Here is a 15,248-nt window from a genome sequence, read left to right as displayed (position 1 = left end):
GCCGAGTCGGGAGCGTGTGTGGTTCGTTCATGGCGACTACGATTGGCGCCGAATGTGCGTGCTTTATCCCCCGTATGTCACCGTTTCTCGACGGCGGTGATCGCCGGCGCGACCGTGACACAACCATGACATGGCGCGAACGGGGCGGGACGCGGCCGGCCGGCAGCGGACGGGGTCGACCGGCGGGCGGGTTACGAAGCGTGCTGTGAGACTCGGCGGCGTGTCGCGAGTGTCGTTGATCGAGGATGACCCGGCGGCGCCTGTCCACGTGCGGACGATGCGTGGGTTCGGGTGCCGGTTCGGGCTTCCCGCGGGGTTGAGGCCTGCCCGGGAGGCCGCGCGGGGTGACCAGAAATTGGGCAGCGAATGGTCTGGGAACCGAACAGATCGGGCGTTCAGACTCTGCGGGTTGACTGAGGCGGCCGGACAGGCGCCGCCGGTGAACTCCTGGGCAGGAGGGCTGATCGCGATCATGACAGAACGGCTGCGCGTGGCCGTGCTGGCCGGCGGGCCGTCTCCCGAGCACGAGGTGTCGCTGCAGTCGGCGCAGGCGGTGCTCAACGCCCTGCCGAAGGACCGGTACGTCCCCGTCCCCGTCATCGTCGACCGGCAGGGCAGATGGCCGCTCGACCTGTCCGCCGACGTGGCCGACGTGGTCTTCCCCGTGATGCACGGTCCGTACGGCGAGGACGGCGTCATCCAGGGGCACCTGGAGGTCCTGGGCCTGCCGTACGTGGGGTGCGGGGTGCTGGCCTCGGCCGTGGCCATGAACAAGGTCGCGATGCGGCGCTCATTCCTGGCCGAGGACATCCCAGTCACCCCGCACGTTTGGTTGACCGAGCACGACTGGCGCGGCACGACCGACCCGTTGAGCCTGGTGAAGTCACTGGAGTGGCCGATGTACGTCAAACCGGCCAGCATGGGCTCCTCCATCGGCATCTCCCGCGTCACCTCCGTCGAGGAACTGCGCGCGGGCGTTGAGCTGGCCCTCACCTACGACCGGATGGTGATCGTCGAGCAGGGCGTGCACGCCCGCGAGCTGATCTGCGGCGTGCTCGGCGACCACGACGACCCGGCGACCTCGGTCGTGGGAGAACTGCGGGTGAGCGGCGACTGGCTCGACTACGAGGCCAAGTACCTCAGCCGGGCCGAGATCGCCACGATCCCGGTGGCGCTGCCCGAGCGGGTCGCCGACGAGGTGCGCGAGCTGTCGCTGCGCGCCTACTGGGCGATCGGCGGCTACGGCCTGTCCCGCGTGGACTTCCTCTATGAGGAGGAGACCGGCCGCCTGTACGTGCTGGAGATCAACACCATGCCGGGCTTCACCCCTCGTTCCGTCTACGCCAGGGCCTGGGAGGCCGGCGGGGTCCCGTACCCGGACCTGCTCGGCCGCCTCATCGACCTGGCGTTCGCGAGAAGCAACGCACGAACCACCCCTACGACCTGGCACTAACCAGGAGCAACACATGATCCCCATGACGCTGGCCGAGATCGCGCGCGTCGTCGACGCCGACCTGCACGACGTGACCGAGCCGCGGGCGCCGGTGACCGCGCCCGCGGCGGTGGACTCCCGCGAGGTGACGCCGGGCGGCCTGTTCGCCGCCGTCGTCGGCGCCCAGGTGGACGGCCACGACTACGCGGCCCGGGCCGTGGCCGACGGCGCCGCGGCCGTGCTGGCCGCCCGCCCCGTGGGCGTGCCCGCGCTGGTGGTCGAGGACGTGCAGCGGGCGCTGGGCGTGCTGGCCGCACACGTGCTCGCCCGGCTCGAACCCACCGTGATCGCGCTGACCGGCTCCGTCGGCAAGACCACGACCAAGGACCTGCTGGCCCAGATACTCGAACCGTGTGCCCCGACGATCGCCACCGACCGCTCGTTCAACAACGAGCTGGGGCTGCCGCTCACCGTGCTGTGCGCCGACCCGGCGACCCGGTACCTGGTGCTGGAGATGGGCGCGGGCAGGAAGGGCGACCTGACGTACCTGACGGGGATCGCGCCGCCGCACCTGAGCTTGGTGCTCAACGTCGGCGCCGCGCACATCTCGCGCATGGGCGGCGGGCTCGCCGACGTGGCCGCCGCCAAGGGCGAACTGGTCGAGGCGCTGCCGCCCGACGGGTACGCGCTGCTCAACGCCGACGATCCGTACGTCGTGGGCATGGCGAAGCGCACCCAGGCCCGGATCGTGCTGTACGGCACGGCGGCGGGCGCCCACGTACGCGCAGAGAAGGTGTCGATGGGCGACCTGGCCAGGCCCGCCTTCGACCTGGTGACGCCCTCGGGCCGCGCCAGGGTCGAGCTCGGCCTCATCGGCGAGCACCAGGTCGCCAACGCGCTGGCCGCCGCCGCGGCCGCACACACGCTGGGGCTGTCCGCCGAGCAGATCGCCGACGCGCTGACGGCGGCCAGACCCCGCTCCTCTGGCCGCTTCGAGCTGTTCGACCGGCCCGACGGCGTCACCGTGATCAACGACGCCTACAACGCCAACCCGGAGTCGATGCGTGCCGGGCTGCGCGCGTTCAAGGCGCTGGCCGGCGGTCGCCGCACCGTCGCCGTGCTCGGCGGGATGGGGCAGCAAGCCGACGCCTCGCGGGCCCGGCACGCGCAGGTGGGACGGCTGGTGGCCGAGCTGGGCATAGACGTGCTGATCGCGGTCGGCGACGACGACCCGCGCGCCGCCGCCTTGGAGGCCGAGAACGCCGGCCTGGGCGTGACCGTGCACACGGCCGAGGACGTACCGGAGGCCGTCAGGCTGGCCACCGGGTTGCTCGAACCGGGCGATGTGGTGTTCGTGAAGGCGTCCAGTGAATACGGCCTGAGCGCTTGCGCGATTGCGCTGGCCGGTTCATGATCAGACATATTGACCATGTATTGACAGTTAGTCTATTCCGCTGCAATGGCGCGGGAATCGCTGGTCAGAAGTACGGCCTGTCGCGCGCGGCTTAACGAAGCATGCGGTGATCATCTGGCATGGCGCGAACCGATACGACGCACGTGTGACTTATTACGATTTACGTCGCAATACTGCGATCCTTGCCACTTTCCAGCGCTAGAGTAATCGGTATGCCACCTGCCATTGGTTACGGGTCGAGGTTACCGGGATGGCCTCTGGACTGTCTGGTATGAGATTCGCAGTGGTCTGCGAGGTCGTTGAAGAGGGGCGATACGCCGGGCGCCTGGAAGGGCGTCTCCAGGCGGCCAGGCAGCGAGCCTTCGTCGGGCGGAAGGAGGAGCTCGCCGCCTTCGACGAGGCGCTGCACAGCGGCGGCAGAGTGCTGTTCCTGCACGGCCCCGGCGGCATCGGCAAGTCGGCGCTGCTGAGACGCTACGCCCAGCGGGCCACGGAGGCCGACCGCAACGTGCTGGTGCTGGATGGGCGGATGTTCGACCCATCCCCCGCGGCCTTCCTGGCCGAGACCAGGTCGATGCTCGCCGACGAGGGCGCGGTGCTGCTGATCGACGCCTTCGAGCGCCTCCAGGGCCTGGAAGGCTGGCTGCGCGAGCGGTTCCTGCCGCGGCTGCCGGTCGGCGCGCTGGTCGTGGTGGCCGGGCGGGTGCCCCCGGACATGGTGTGGCAGGCCGATCCAGGCTGGGCCGACCTTTTGCAGGTCATCGCACTGGGCGAGCTGGAGCCCGAGGACGCCGCCGCGCTGCTGGACTCCCGTGGCGTGACCGGCGAACTGCTCGATCCGCTGCTCGCCTTCGCCGGCGGGCACCCGCTCGCCCTGTCGCTCGGGGCCGCGGTGGCGATCAAGGACAGCGCCGCGGGCTCCCGCTGGACGCCCACCCACGACGTGGTCGCCACTCTGCTCGACCAGCTCGTCGGCGAGGTGCCCGGTCCGGCGCACCGGCATGCCCTGGAGGTCTGCGCGCACACGTACATGACCACACAGGACGTGCTGCGCACGGTGCTGCCCGACGAGGACGCGGCGGAGCTGTTCTCCTGGCTGCGGCGGCTGCCGTTCGTCGAGTCGAGCCCGCTCGGGCTGTATCCGCACGACGTCGTACGCGAGATCCTCGAAGCCGACCTGCGCTGGCGCGACCCGCAGGGCTACGCCCACATGCACCGGCGCATCGAGGACCGCCTCACGCAGCAGATCCGCGCCGCCGAAGACGCGGACGTGCTCGGAGCCGTCGGCTCGCTGTTCTACCTGCACCGCGGCGAAGGAAGGACGCCGGAGCCGCACTTCCGGCACGGTGAGGGCGAGGTGTACGAGGCCGCCTTCCGACCTGAGGACACCGACGACCTGCTGCGCCTGGCCGCCGAGTGGGACCCCGCGACGGTGGCCGCCGTCTCCCACTGGACGGCCTGGCAACCGCAGGCGTTCCGTCTCTACCGGCGCACCACGACCGGTGAGCTGGCAGGTGCCTGCGCCTGGCTCCGCCTGGACGAGCACTCGGAGGCGGAGGCGCAGGCTGACCCGGTCGTCGCCACGGCCTGGAACACCGCCCGCGCCACCGCCCCGCTGCGGCCCGGCGAACACCTGGCCGTCAACCGGAGCTGGGTGCGCAAGCGCTACTGGGGCACCTCGCCGGTGACGAACCTCATCCGATGGCGGACCGTGGGCTGGTGCCTGCGCTCGGAACGCATGGCCTGGTCGTTCATGGCCATCCGCGGCGACGACCCCTTGAGCGGGCACTCCGGGTACTACAACATGCACGGCCTCGGGGATCACGCGTGGGAGGGGGACACCGAGTACGTCCTGCTCGCCCACGACTGGCGGGCCGTGCCCGCGCAGGTCTGGCTCGAGCGGCTGCTGCCGACCGGCACGCACGAGGTTCCGGTCAAGCCCGAGCCGGAGCTGGCGGTGATGTCGGAGGCGGAGTTCACCGACGCCGTCCGCAAAGCCCTGCGTCACCTGTCGAAACACAGGGAGCTGGCAGCCAACCCCCTCACCCGCAGCAGGCTGCTCGCCGGTCGGGCCGACCCCGTCAGAGCCCTGCGCGAACTGCTCGAAGAGGGCATTCGCGACCTGGGCCGGGATCCGCGGGCCGGCAAGCCGCACCGCGCCCTCGACGTCACCTACCTGCGTGGCGCCCCCACCCAGGAGGCCGCCGCCGAACGCCTCGGCCTGTCCTTCACCACCTATCGCCGTCACCTGCTCGCGGGCATCGGACGCCTCTGCGAGGAGCTCTGGCGCCGCGAACTTCACGATTCGACCTGAGCGTGGTCAGCCGGCCAGGGCGAAGCCGACCGCCGCCTCCGCGTGCAGCCGGGCGCTCGGCAGCAGCGGGATGGCGGTGTCCTTGTCGCTGATCAGCAGTTCGATCTCGGTGCAGCCGAGTATGACGGCCTCGGCGCCCCGGGCGGCCAGGCCGGCGATCGTGCGCGCGTAGGCGTCTCTGGACGAGGGCCGCAGCACCCCGCGCACCAGCTCCTCGTAGATCACCCGATGGACCAGCTCGCGCTCCGCGCGCTCGGGGACGACCACCTCGAAGCCGTGCCCGGCCAGCCGGTCCCGGTAGAAGGGCTCCTCCATGGTGAAACGGGTGCCCAACAGGCCCACTTTGCGCATCCCCCTGGCGCTGACCTCGGCGCCCACGGCGTCGGCGATGTGCAGCACCGGAACGCTCGTCGCCCGCTCCACCTCGTCGTTCACCCGGCTGAAGGTGTTGCTGCAGATGAGCAACATTTCGGCGCCCATGGCCTCCAGCCGGACGCCCGCGTCGGCGAGCAGCTCGCCCACTTCCTTCCACCGGCCGGCGAAGATGAGATCCTCGACGGTCGTGTAGTCGACCGACCAGATCAGGCTGTTGGCGGAATGGCTGCCGCCGAGGCGCTCGCGTACGCGCTGGTTGATGATCTGGTAGTAAATGACGGTCGATTCCCAGCTCAATCCGCCGATCAGTCCGATAGTACGCATGGTTCTCCGTCCGTTACCGTCTCGGCAGGCTAGACGGAGCCCTTGCTCATTTCGCAGACCAAAAACTGTTCATTGGACCGAGGCGGCCTTGGCAATTTGTGATCAGGAAACGATCGCTCGAGCGTTGACGGCGTGAAGGCGGTCGACGAGTTCGCCGCGGTCGTGTGTCGGATCATTGCGGGCCGCGTCGAGAAGTGACCGCGAGATCGCCAGCGGGGTGCGCAGTTCGTGAGAGGCGTTGGCTGCGGATCTCCGCTGTTCGGCGACGTGTGCTTCGAGCCGTGCGAGCATCGTGTCGAAGGCGTCGACGAGTTCGCGGATCTCGTCCTTGCGGCCTTCCAACCGGATCCGGTGGGAGAGTGACCCGCTCGCGGGCTGTCCCTCGACTGACACCTTCATCAATCGTTCGGCCGACGGCCGCTGACCTCCGCCGGCCGTGCGCGGCACTGTGTACGCGCCGTGTCCGTGCTCGGATGAACCGCTCCGGCTCTCAACGGTGGCCGAGCGGGTCTGCGTCCATCCGGACGCGATTCATCCGAAGGCGGTTACGAAGCGGCTCGACGAGCTGTTCGGATGATCGAAAAGCCGATGCGAGAAATTGTGAGCGGACAGCAGAAAGGCCCCGTCTCACCGAAGTGAGAGAGGCCCTGACCTGCCCTTCAACCGTCGGGACGACAGGATTTGAACCTGCGACCCCTTGACCCCCAGTCAAGTGCGCTACCAAGCTGCGCTACGTCCCGGTCGTCCTTCGCCCTTTCGGGCTAGACGTCATAACCTTAGCGCAGATCGGGTGGACATGCGCACGCCAAGGTGTCCGCCGGGCACAGGTGATCATGCGAAGGACGGGTGCGGGTGGGGCGCAGGGCGCTGATCGATCATGAGGAGCTGCGGAGGCTGGCCGGAGAGGGGTTGTCCAACGCGGAGCTGGCCGCACGGTTCGGGGTGAGCGAGTCGGGGATCCTGCAGGCCAAGCGGGCCGCCGGGCTCTCCAAGCCGATGCTCGACCACTCTCGGGCCATCCCGTGGAAGCTGGAGCGCTCGCACAACCAGTCCGGTCCGGCGACGAACCTGCGCAACCTGTCGTCGGTCGCGCAGGGACGCGCGATCCCCCCGGAGAAGCTCAACACCGCGCTGCGCTGGGCCGACCGGCTGGTCTCCGGCGGGCTGGACATCTCCTACGACCCGGGGACGGGTTTCCACGAGGTGCCCGCACCGTCCGAGGGGTCGCTCGTCGGGACGCTCGCGGCCGAGGCGCGAAAAGCCCTCGATTACTGAGCCCGGCCGAGTCGAGGCCTGACGACGGAGCCATGAGCCTCAGGGATCTCGACGGCCCCGGCCGGAGCGCCCGCGACGTCCGGCCACGACCGCGGGCCCGTTCCCGCGGCTGAACCGCGCGTCTGGAATCCGCCGCCGGAGGCACGGGGACGAATGTTCGGCGACAGGCCGGCAAGGTGCCGGGCAAAGCTGTTTTCACTACCCGGCAAAGCCTTGTGAAACGCTGAATCCGATTTTCACGGCAGCGAATCACGGATGAGGGCGGCCGGTTTCGAAGCGGGACCCTGGGGCAGCGCACGGGGACAAACGCTTACACAACCGGAGGCAGACATGTCCACCGTGATCTGGGTGGCCGTGGTAGTGGTCGCGGTGGTGGCGATCGTCGCAGTCGGCTACGCCGTACTGCAACAGCAACGCCGGCACCGACTTCGCGACCGTTTCGGCCCTGAATACGACCGCGCCGTGCAGGAGCGCGAGAACCGGCGAGAGGCCGAGCAGGAGCTCCTGGCCCGTGAGCAGCGTTTCAGCTCCCTTGACATCCGCCCGCTGGCTCCGGGGACCCGCGACGGTTACGCGAAGAAGTGGATGGAGGTCCAGGAACGCTTCGTCGACGCCCCCGGATTCGCGGTGACCGAGGCCGATCACCTGGTGACCTCCGTGATGGCGGAGCGGGGGTATCCGACCGAGGACTTCGAGCAGCGGCTGTCCGATCTGTCGGTCGCGCACGGCCGCACCCTCGACCACTACCGGCTGGCCCACGAGATCAGCAGCCGCGCCGCCCGCCAGGAGGCGTCGACCGAGGAGCTCAGGCAGGCCATGGTTCACTACCGCGCCCTGTTCGAGGAGCTGCTGGAGGCTCCCGGCGGCGCGGGCGACGGCGATCACTCCACGTGGCGGACCGGTCCGGGCCGCGAGGAGACGACCGAGGAGCGGACCGGCCGACGCGACGTACGAGGACAGTGATCCGAGATGAACGATCGACCCGGCCGCAACGAAGACCGTCTTGTCTACAGGAACACCGACAGCGAGGTGAACGTCCCCTCACAGCGCATCGACGAGGTGACGCCGGACTTCCGGGAGCCGCACCGCGAGGACGCGCCCGCCGCACGCCACGACGCCCCTGAGGGCGGGCCGCACGGTGAGCGGCCCGATGACCGCCGTGACGGCCTGAGCGACGACCTGAGGGGGCCCCTGCCCGGTCACGCGCCCGACAGGGACCCGCTGAACCCGGCCTACCAGGTCGACCCCTCACACCAGACCGACCCCGAGGATCCGGCGAACCCGGCGCCGGCGACGGCCGGGCAGGCCGAACGACCGGGACCCGCGCACCCGGCGCACACGAGGCCGCTGTTCGACCAGGACTCCGAGGACGTGCGGCGTCGCTGGCAGGAGGTCCAGGCGAGCTTCGTGGACGACCCGCGCGACTCGGTCGAACGCGCCGACTCCCTCGTCACGGAGATCACCGACTCCCTGCGCGCCGCGCTCGAGGCCCGCACCTCCGACCTTCAGGGCCGCTGGAAGGGCGCCGAGCGGAACGACACCGAAGACCTTCGCACCGCCCTGCGTGACTATCGGGCGCTGCTGGAGCAGCTCCTTGACCTGTCCACCGGAAAGAGGTGACACATGCTCGCAATCGCCGCCGCCGTCGTCTTCGGCCTCGGCCTGCTGCTCGACCTGATCAACACCAGGATCGGCGGCATCACCGGCACGACCTTCATTCTCGGCGGCCTGTTGCTGCTCGCGCTGCACCAGGCCGGGGTCGGCACGGCGGGTGTGCGGACCGGAACCGGGGGGTCGTGGCGCCGCAGGCGCTGAGCCTCCCGGGTGTCGGCTCCCCGGACCGACACCCGCAGGACCACGGGATCTCCTGTGCCACCCGCGAAGGGGGCGCCGTCCGGCCACGGACGGCGCCCCCTTCGCGCGCTCATCGGAGAACAGGCTCTTCCGCCCTGCCCTCCCGGTCCGCCCTGGCCGCGCGTTCGAACTCCTTGCGGGGATCGCTCAGCTGGCCGAGGGAGACGATCTCCCTGCGGAACAGCAGCGCGAGGGTCCAGTCGATGAGGATCCGCACCTTCTTGTTCAGCGTCGGGACCCGCGACAGGTGGTAGGTCCGGTGCATGAACCAGGCGGGCATGCCGTGCAGCTTGTGCCCGTAGATCTGCGCCACCCCCTGGTGGAGCCCCAGTCCCGCGACCGACCCGGCGTAGGCGTGCCGGTAGGGCCGCAGTTCCCCGCCCCTGAGCGTGGCCACCACGTTGTCCGCCAGCGTGCGAGCCTGCCGGACGGCGTTCTGGGCGTTGGGGGCGCACGTCTCCCCCGGCCTGGTGAGGTCGGGTACGGCGGCGCAGTCACCGGCCGTGAAGACGTCGCGGGCCCCCTCGACGGTCAGCTCGGCGGTCGCCTTCAGCCGGCCCGCGGCGTCCAGGGGAAGCCCGGTGGCGCGCACGAGCGGGTGCGGCCTGACCCCGGCGGTCCACACGAGGGTGTCGGTGTCGTACTCGGTCCCGTCGTCGAGCACGACGCGCCCGCCGACGGCGGACAGCAGCCGGGTGCGGATCCGCACGTCGACGCCCCGGCCGCGAAGCTGTTCCAGCGTCCATCGCCCCATCTCCGGGCCGACCTCGGGCAGGATGCGGTCGGTCGCCTCCACCAGGATCCAGCGCATCTGGCCGGGCTCGATCGTCGGGTAGTACGCGCAGGCGTCATGGGCCATGTCCTCCAGCTCCGCGAGCGCCTCGACGCCCGCGAAGCCCGCGCCGACGAACACGAAGGTCAGCGCCCTGGCGCGGGTCGCGTCGTCGGTGGTGGAGTCGGCCAGGTCGAGCTGCCCCAGCACGTGGTTGCGCAGGTGGATGGCCTCCTCGAGGTTCTTGAAACCTATCCCGCACTCGGCCAGGCCGGGAATGGGCAGGGTGCGGGAGACGGAGCCGGGCGCGAGGATCAGGATGTCGTACTCCAGGACGCGTCCGGGTCCTCCGTGCGGGCGGAGGTCGACGGTGCGCGCCACGGGGTCGACGCCGACCACCCAGCCGTTGAGGATCCGGCACCTGTCGAGGACCCTGCGCAGGGAGACGACGACGTGCCGGGGCTCGACGTTGCCCGCGGCGGCCTCCGGCAGGAACGGCTGGTAGGTCATGTACGAATCGGCGTCCACGAGGGTGATCCGGGCCTCGTGGCGGCGGAGTTCGCGCTGCAGGCGAAGGGCGGCGTACATGCCGACGTAGCCGCCGCCGACGATCAGGACGCGGGTGGGTTCGGTCATGACCAGGGCGTACCCCGAAAAGCCCGGTCAGACCTTGAAGGACATCGTGATGAACGTGCCCGCCGCCCCGGTCTCGAACCTGATGTCGGAGCTCACCATGCGGGCGACCCACAGACCCATGCCGCTGGTGGCGTGGGGCGCGGGAGGGGTCTGCCCGGGGGGCGTCTCCGGGGTCCACCGGCCCTCGTCGTGGATCTCCACGACGAGGACCCTGCCGACGGACCACATTCGCAGCACGGCCTTGGCGGTGGGGTGCCCGTGCGTGACGGCGTTGGTCGCGACCTCGTTCACCGCCACGAGGAAGTCGGCCAGCGCCTCCTCGGACATTCCGCTCTGCACGGCCTGGGCGGTGGCGAAGTCACGCACGTCGGGCAGGTCGGGCAGGCAGAAGGCAAGCTCGGCCACGGGAGCTCCGGCTGAGGGAAGCCGGGAACGGTCGCCGCTCGCCAGGAAGCGAGCCGGACGAACACCGTCCTCGTTCACGCGAGATCCGCCTCCCCTGTCCCACCGCGCCATCGTCCTCAGCACCTGGGGATCATTTCGAACGCACCCTATGCCTCGTCGTGCCGTCGCCGATGTGGGTGCCCGGTGAAGGGCGGTGTATTCAGCATTCGGCGACCAGTTCCGCACGGAGCTGGTCCAGCACTTTCCGCAGGATACGGGAAACGTGCATCTGGGAGATTCCGAACTCCGCCGCGATCTCGGCCTGGGTCATGTTCCCGAAGAAGCGCAGGAGCAGGATGTTCTTCTCGCGGGCCGGCAGTTTGTCGATCAGCGGCTTCACCGCCTCGCGGTCGACGAGCACGCCCAGAGCGTCGTCCTCGTCGGGGATGACGTCGCCGAGCGCCGCCGCGTCGTCGTCCGCGCCGAGCGGCGCGTCGAGGGACAGGGCGCTGTAGGCGGCGGAGGCGTCGAGGGTGAGCAGGACGTCCTCTTCGCTGATTTTCATCTTCGCGGCGAGCTCGGCGACCGTCGGGGAACGGCCGAGGTCCTGGCTGAGGTCGGCGACCAGCCGGTTCAGCTCGGCCCTGCGCTCCTGGTAGACGCGCGGCACCCGGATCGCCCAGGTGCGGTCGCGGAAGTGACGCTTGACCTCACCGGTCATGGTGACGACCGCGTAGCCGCGGAAGGCGTGGCCGAGGGTCGGGTCGAATCCGTTGATGGCCTTCATCAGCCCGACGTAGGCGGCCTGGAGAAGGTCCTCCAGCGGCTCGCCGCGGTAGCGGTAGCGGCGGGCGATCTCCATGGCGAGCGGCCGGTGCATCTCGACGAGGCGCTCGCGCAGACGCTCGGCGCGGTACTCGGAGATCTCGGGCAGAACCATCTCGGCGAGGAGGTCCTCGGCGGTCATGTCGGTGAGTTCGAGGGCCTGAACAGACATTGCTGCTCCTTGGTATGACTGTCGGGCGGAGCCGGAGCCACGGAGCAACATCCGGGCAGACGGCATCGCCTCGACCACTTTTCGAGGCGAGGCCCTCTGCTGGACCTCGGTTCTAGTATTACCCCGATTCCGGGAGTATTGCTCGCCTGCAGGTAACAGTAAGGTTGCTAATCGAACGGCTAGGAGGACCTGAGTGACGGTGTCGGAAAACGGCGAGAGAGCGGCGGCACTGACTTTGACGTCGGCGCTGGTCGGCGGGATCAACGTGATCCGGGTGACCGGCCTGCTTGACGCGACGACCAGGGATCAGTTCGCCGACTACCTGGCGGCCGAGGTGAGCGAGCACGGCCCCGACATGGCGTTGGACCTGGGCGGGGTGACCTTCATGGACTCCCGCGCGCTCGGTCTGATCGTCCACCACTGGCAGCTCAGCACGAACGCGGGCGGAAAGTTCGCGCTCATCGGAGTCGAGTACGCCAAGACCAAGGTGATGTGGATAACGGGCCTGGCCCAGCGTCTGCCGCTCTACGACACGATCGACGACGCGCTGGCCGCGTTCGGCTAGGAGAGCCGGCCGTTTCCGGCCACGAGGCCGGCCGTGTCCCGGCTGGAGAACCCCGTCCCGCGCCCGACGCCCTGTCCCCGCGTCCGGCCCGGTCCGGCGCCCCTGGCGAGACGCCGCCCTCAGCCCGTCTTCCCGCCCCGGTTGCGCTGGTGCTCGTCGACCAGCAGCCTGGCCAGGTCCGCCACCTTCACCTGGTGATGCTGGGAGACCCTGCGCAGCTCGTCGAAGGCGGCCTCGGCGGAGCAGCCGCTGGACTTCATGATGATGCCCTTGGCCTGGTCGATGATCGCCCGCCCCGCCAGCGCCTCCTGCATCTGGGCCGCGTCGGTCCTGACCTCGTCGTAGTCCCACATGTTCGCCAGCGCCACGGTCACCTGCTCGGCGAGCATGTCCGCCAGCGGGGGGACGCTCCTGGCGGCGAAGACGCCGGGGCGCACGCCGTACAGGCCGAGGACCAAAACGGCGCGCTCGACGGTGATCGGCATGGACAGGACGGAGCGGACGCCGCAGCGGACCGCCATGCCGAGGTAGGCGGGCCAGCGGGAGTCGCGCAGAACGTCCTGGACGATCACGGGACGACCGGTGGCACGGGCCTCGGCGGAGGGCCCCTGTCCCAGGTCGCTCTCACTGTCGACGAGCACGATGAGCTCGCTGTGCGAGGCGGAGACGACCACGCGCTCCTCCCGCCAGAGCTCGGCCGAGCCGCCCGCGCAGCCGGGAACCCCTCCGGCGAGCGTGGCGGTCAGCCCTCGGAGCACGCTCTCGCTCGACGTCTCCTCGCTGACCCTGCCGAGTGCGGCGAGATCTCGTGCGAGAACGGGAGTGACCATGTCCATGTCACGAAACCCCTTCCCTGTTTCGCTAACTTAATCACTATCTGACTGCGCATCGATTCGACCCACCGGGTGGCGTACCGTCTACGACGGGACCGGCCCCACCCCGGCCCGCTGACGAGGACGAGCATTGACCGACGCCATTGGCCTTCACGCCCTGGAGCAAGCGCTCACCGCGCTCACGGCCAGGGTCTCCTCCCTGCGCGAGGCGAGGTCCGCCTACCCCGCCGACCCCCGGTCCACACTTGACGCGGCTCTCGCCGAGCTCGACACCGCCCGCGAGTTGCTGGAGGCGTCCCTGCGCGAGCTGCGCAAGGCGCCCAAGCGGTCCGGGGAGCGGGAGAGCGGCTCCCAGCGGGAGCTCAAGCTGCTGCGGCAGGTGTTCCGCACCTTTCCCGTCCCCGTGGTGGTGCTGGACGCCTCGGGGGTGGTCCGGCGGATCAGCGCCGAGACCTCGCAGATGCTCGGCAGCCCGGCCGGTTACCTGATCGGCCGCTCGTTCCCGCTGCTCGTCGACGTCTCCCGGCGGGCGGCCTTCCGCTCGCACCTGACCTCGGTGCAGCAGGGAGGCCAGACCGCGACGTTCCAGACCCGGCTGGCCCACCAGGGCCGCGCGCACACGGTGCAGCTCGCCGTCACCAGGCTGAGCATGCCCGGCGAGCCGCAGGAGATGATCGCGGTCGTGATCCTCCCGCTGGAGGCCCAGGTGACCGGGGAGCGTCCCGGTCCCGTCGACCGGTCGGACGCCTCCCTGGTCATGGCCGCCGCGCGCCGCCAGGAACTGCTGTCCAGGATGACCCGCCTGCTGCTGGACGAGGAGAGCCTGCGCCAGCCGGTGACCGTCACCCGCGCCGCACGACTGCTGGCCGCCGAGACGGCCGACTGGGTGATCGCCGACGTGGTCCGCGACGGCGTTCCCCGGCGGGCCGTCGTGCTGGGGCCGAGCGACAAGCCGGTGACCGAGCTGGTCCGCCTCATCGAGGGCCTGACCCCGCTGACGGCGCCCGCCGTGGCCCACGTGCTGACCGGGGGCTCCGGAGTGGTCCACGAGATGCTGGAGGAGGAGACGCTGCTGGGGGAGGTCCCCGGCGGCCCGCCGCTGCTGCGGGTCATGGGCGCGGCGTCGCTGCTGATCGTTCCGATCCAGGGCGAGACGGGCGCGCTGGGCTCCCTCACCCTGGTACGGCTGCGCGACCGTGAGCCGTTCTCCCTGGCCGACCTGGGCCTGATGGAGGAGATCGGCGCCCATCTCGGGCTCGCCCTGCGCGCGAGGCGCAGTTTCCAGACCCGTTCCCAGGCCGCCGACGCGCTGCGCACCAGCGTCGTGCCCCGGAGCCTGCCCGACATCCCGGGAGTCGAGGCCGCGGCGATCTACCACGCGGGGTCGAGCCCGGTCGGCGCCGAGTTCTACGACGTCTTCCCGGTGCGGAACGGCTGGGGCTTCGCCCTCGGAGGCGCGGTCGGCAAGGGCGAGGAGGCGGCCTCCGTCAGCGCCATGGCGCGCAACGGGCTGCGGGTGCTGAGCGTCTGGGAGTCCGACCCCGCCGAGGCCCTGCGCAAGCTGAACCACGCGCTGGAGGCGCAGAACACCGGGATGTTCGTGATGGCGGTCGCCGGGTTCGTCAGGGCCCGCAGGATCATGCTGGCCAGCGCGGGACACCATCCGGCCGCCCTCCTGCAGCCCGACGGCGGAGTACGGTTCACCGCGGGCGGCGGCGTGCCGCTCGGCATCTCCCCCGAGGCCGAGATGTTCACCGAGGAGCTCACGCTGACCTCGGGCCAGACCCTGGTGTTCTACTCGGACGGGCTGGTCGCGTCGCAGAACGACCAGGGCGAGGCGTACGGCGAGAACCGCCTGGCCGACGTGCTGGCGCGCTGCGTCGGGCAGTCTCCGGCCACCGTGGTCAAGGCGATCGAGGAGGACCGCCACGCCTTCTCCAGCGGACGCGTGTGGGACGAGATCGTGATACTCGCGCTGCGGGTCGTGTAGGCGGACGCCTCAAGAGCCCGAATTGCGGAGAAAGTTTAAGGTTTGCCAAAGGCCGAGAATTGGGTATGGTCATGTTCATCGCA

At 70.2% G+C, this 15,248-nt stretch carries 15 protein-coding genes and 1 tRNA gene; 9 read left to right on the top strand and 7 right to left on the bottom strand.

The window, feature by feature from the left end; all coding sequences use genetic code 11:
- The first annotated feature begins 409 nt into the window (after positions 1-409).
- The 3 genes from PKF00_RS30610 (at position 410) to PKF00_RS30600 (ending at position 5,160) form a co-directional block, all read left to right on the top strand.
- Complete coding sequence (locus PKF00_RS30610; RefSeq protein WP_271221152.1) at positions 410-1,453, top strand: D-alanine--D-alanine ligase family protein; 1,044 nt, start codon at positions 410-412, stop codon at positions 1,451-1,453.
- A 13-nt stretch (positions 1,454-1,466) separates the two neighbouring features.
- Positions 1,467-2,846, top strand: coding sequence for a UDP-N-acetylmuramoyl-tripeptide--D-alanyl-D-alanine ligase (locus PKF00_RS30605; protein WP_271221151.1), 1,380 nt, complete (start codon positions 1,467-1,469; stop codon positions 2,844-2,846).
- Between the two features lie 271 nt (positions 2,847-3,117).
- On the top strand, positions 3,118-5,160 hold the full coding sequence (locus PKF00_RS30600; RefSeq protein ID WP_271221150.1) for an ATP-binding protein: 2,043 nt from the start codon (positions 3,118-3,120) through the stop codon (positions 5,158-5,160).
- A gap of 6 nt (positions 5,161-5,166) precedes the next feature.
- Here the strand turns inward: PKF00_RS30600 and PKF00_RS30595 are convergent, their stop codons facing one another.
- The 3 genes from PKF00_RS30595 to PKF00_RS30585 form a co-directional block, all read right to left on the bottom strand.
- Positions 5,167-5,859, bottom strand: a complete 693-nt coding sequence (locus tag PKF00_RS30595; protein ID WP_271221149.1) for an aspartate/glutamate racemase family protein — start codon at positions 5,857-5,859, stop codon at positions 5,167-5,169.
- 102 nt (positions 5,860-5,961) lie between these two features.
- A complete protein-coding gene (locus PKF00_RS30590) occupies positions 5,962-6,306 on the bottom strand; it encodes a HAMP domain-containing protein (RefSeq protein ID WP_425582189.1) in 345 nt (114 codons plus the stop codon).
- Positions 6,307-6,525: 219 nt separating this feature from the next.
- Positions 6,526-6,599 (bottom strand) — tRNA-Pro (locus PKF00_RS30585).
- 112 nt (positions 6,600-6,711) lie between these two features.
- Here PKF00_RS30585 and PKF00_RS30580 point away from each other — a divergent pair.
- The 4 genes from PKF00_RS30580 (at position 6,712) to PKF00_RS30565 (ending at position 8,949) form a co-directional block, all read left to right on the top strand.
- Positions 6,712-7,134: a hypothetical protein gene (locus PKF00_RS30580; protein WP_271221148.1), complete on the top strand. Its 423-nt coding sequence runs from the start codon at positions 6,712-6,714 to the stop codon at positions 7,132-7,134.
- A gap of 330 nt (positions 7,135-7,464) precedes the next feature.
- Positions 7,465-8,097: a hypothetical protein gene (locus PKF00_RS30575; RefSeq protein WP_271221147.1), complete on the top strand. Its 633-nt coding sequence runs from the start codon at positions 7,465-7,467 to the stop codon at positions 8,095-8,097.
- Between the two features lie 6 nt (positions 8,098-8,103).
- Positions 8,104-8,754 carry a hypothetical protein gene (locus tag PKF00_RS30570; protein WP_271221146.1) on the top strand — a complete coding sequence of 217 codons (651 nt, stop codon included), beginning with the start codon at positions 8,104-8,106 and terminating at the stop codon, positions 8,752-8,754.
- Positions 8,755-8,757: 3 nt separating this feature from the next.
- Positions 8,758-8,949: a hypothetical protein gene (locus PKF00_RS30565; protein WP_271221145.1), complete on the top strand. Its 192-nt coding sequence runs from the start codon at positions 8,758-8,760 to the stop codon at positions 8,947-8,949.
- Between the two features lie 109 nt (positions 8,950-9,058).
- On the opposite strand, the gene PKF00_RS30560 is transcribed toward PKF00_RS30565, so the two are convergent.
- From PKF00_RS30560 to PKF00_RS30550, 3 genes are all read right to left on the bottom strand, one after another.
- A complete protein-coding gene (locus PKF00_RS30560) occupies positions 9,059-10,396 on the bottom strand; it encodes an NAD(P)/FAD-dependent oxidoreductase (RefSeq protein ID WP_271221144.1) in 1,338 nt (445 codons plus the stop codon).
- A gap of 27 nt (positions 10,397-10,423) precedes the next feature.
- Entirely contained in the window at positions 10,424-10,801 is a 378-nt protein-coding gene (locus PKF00_RS30555; protein ID WP_271221143.1) for an ATP-binding protein, read from the bottom strand.
- A 199-nt stretch (positions 10,802-11,000) separates the two neighbouring features.
- Positions 11,001-11,777 carry a SigB/SigF/SigG family RNA polymerase sigma factor gene (locus PKF00_RS30550; RefSeq protein WP_271221142.1) on the bottom strand — a complete coding sequence of 259 codons (777 nt, stop codon included), beginning with the start codon at positions 11,775-11,777 and terminating at the stop codon, positions 11,001-11,003.
- A gap of 193 nt (positions 11,778-11,970) precedes the next feature.
- On the opposite strand from PKF00_RS30550, the gene PKF00_RS30545 reads away from it, so the two are divergent.
- Positions 11,971-12,342: an STAS domain-containing protein gene (locus PKF00_RS30545; RefSeq protein ID WP_271221141.1), complete on the top strand. Its 372-nt coding sequence runs from the start codon at positions 11,971-11,973 to the stop codon at positions 12,340-12,342.
- Positions 12,343-12,461: 119 nt separating this feature from the next.
- On the opposite strand, the gene PKF00_RS30540 is transcribed toward PKF00_RS30545, so the two are convergent.
- Positions 12,462-13,178 carry an ANTAR domain-containing response regulator gene (locus PKF00_RS30540; protein ID WP_271221140.1) on the bottom strand — a complete coding sequence of 239 codons (717 nt, stop codon included), beginning with the start codon at positions 13,176-13,178 and terminating at the stop codon, positions 12,462-12,464.
- Between the two features lie 127 nt (positions 13,179-13,305).
- On the opposite strand from PKF00_RS30540, the gene PKF00_RS30535 reads away from it, so the two are divergent.
- The gene (locus tag PKF00_RS30535) at positions 13,306-15,165 is read left to right on the top strand and encodes a SpoIIE family protein phosphatase (RefSeq protein ID WP_271221139.1); all 1,860 of its coding nucleotides are present in this window, start codon (positions 13,306-13,308) and stop codon (positions 15,163-15,165) included.
- Positions 15,166-15,248: the final 83 nt, after the last annotated feature.

Origin of the sequence: Streptosporangium carneum (assembly GCF_027922005.1) — a bacterium.
GTDB classification, from domain to species: domain Bacteria; phylum Actinomycetota; class Actinomycetes; order Streptosporangiales; family Streptosporangiaceae; genus Streptosporangium; species Streptosporangium carneum.
The sequence above is the reverse complement of the archived record's forward strand: the minus strand, read 5'-3'. Positions and strand labels throughout refer to the sequence as shown.

Bases quoted from the DNA above. Each gene is read 5' to 3' on its own strand.
- PKF00_RS30540 (WP_271221140.1), bottom strand. From the start codon at position 13,178: ATGGACATGGTCACTCCCGTTCTCGCACGAGATCTCGCCGCACTCGGC.
- PKF00_RS30595 (WP_271221149.1), bottom strand. From the start codon at position 5,859: ATGCGTACTATCGGACTGATCGGCGGATTGAGCTGGGAATCGACCGTC.
- PKF00_RS30600 (WP_271221150.1), top strand. From the start codon at position 3,118: ATGAGATTCGCAGTGGTCTGCGAGGTCGTTGAAGAGGGGCGATACGCC.
- PKF00_RS30560 (WP_271221144.1), bottom strand. From the start codon at position 10,396: ATGACCGAACCCACCCGCGTCCTGATCGTCGGCGGCGGCTACGTCGGC.
- PKF00_RS30565 (WP_271221145.1), top strand. From the start codon at position 8,758: ATGCTCGCAATCGCCGCCGCCGTCGTCTTCGGCCTCGGCCTGCTGCTC.
- PKF00_RS30570 (WP_271221146.1), top strand. From the start codon at position 8,104: ATGAACGATCGACCCGGCCGCAACGAAGACCGTCTTGTCTACAGGAAC.
- PKF00_RS30605 (WP_271221151.1), top strand. From the start codon at position 1,467: ATGATCCCCATGACGCTGGCCGAGATCGCGCGCGTCGTCGACGCCGAC.
- PKF00_RS30575 (WP_271221147.1), top strand. From the start codon at position 7,465: ATGTCCACCGTGATCTGGGTGGCCGTGGTAGTGGTCGCGGTGGTGGCG.
- PKF00_RS30550 (WP_271221142.1), bottom strand. From the start codon at position 11,777: ATGTCTGTTCAGGCCCTCGAACTCACCGACATGACCGCCGAGGACCTC.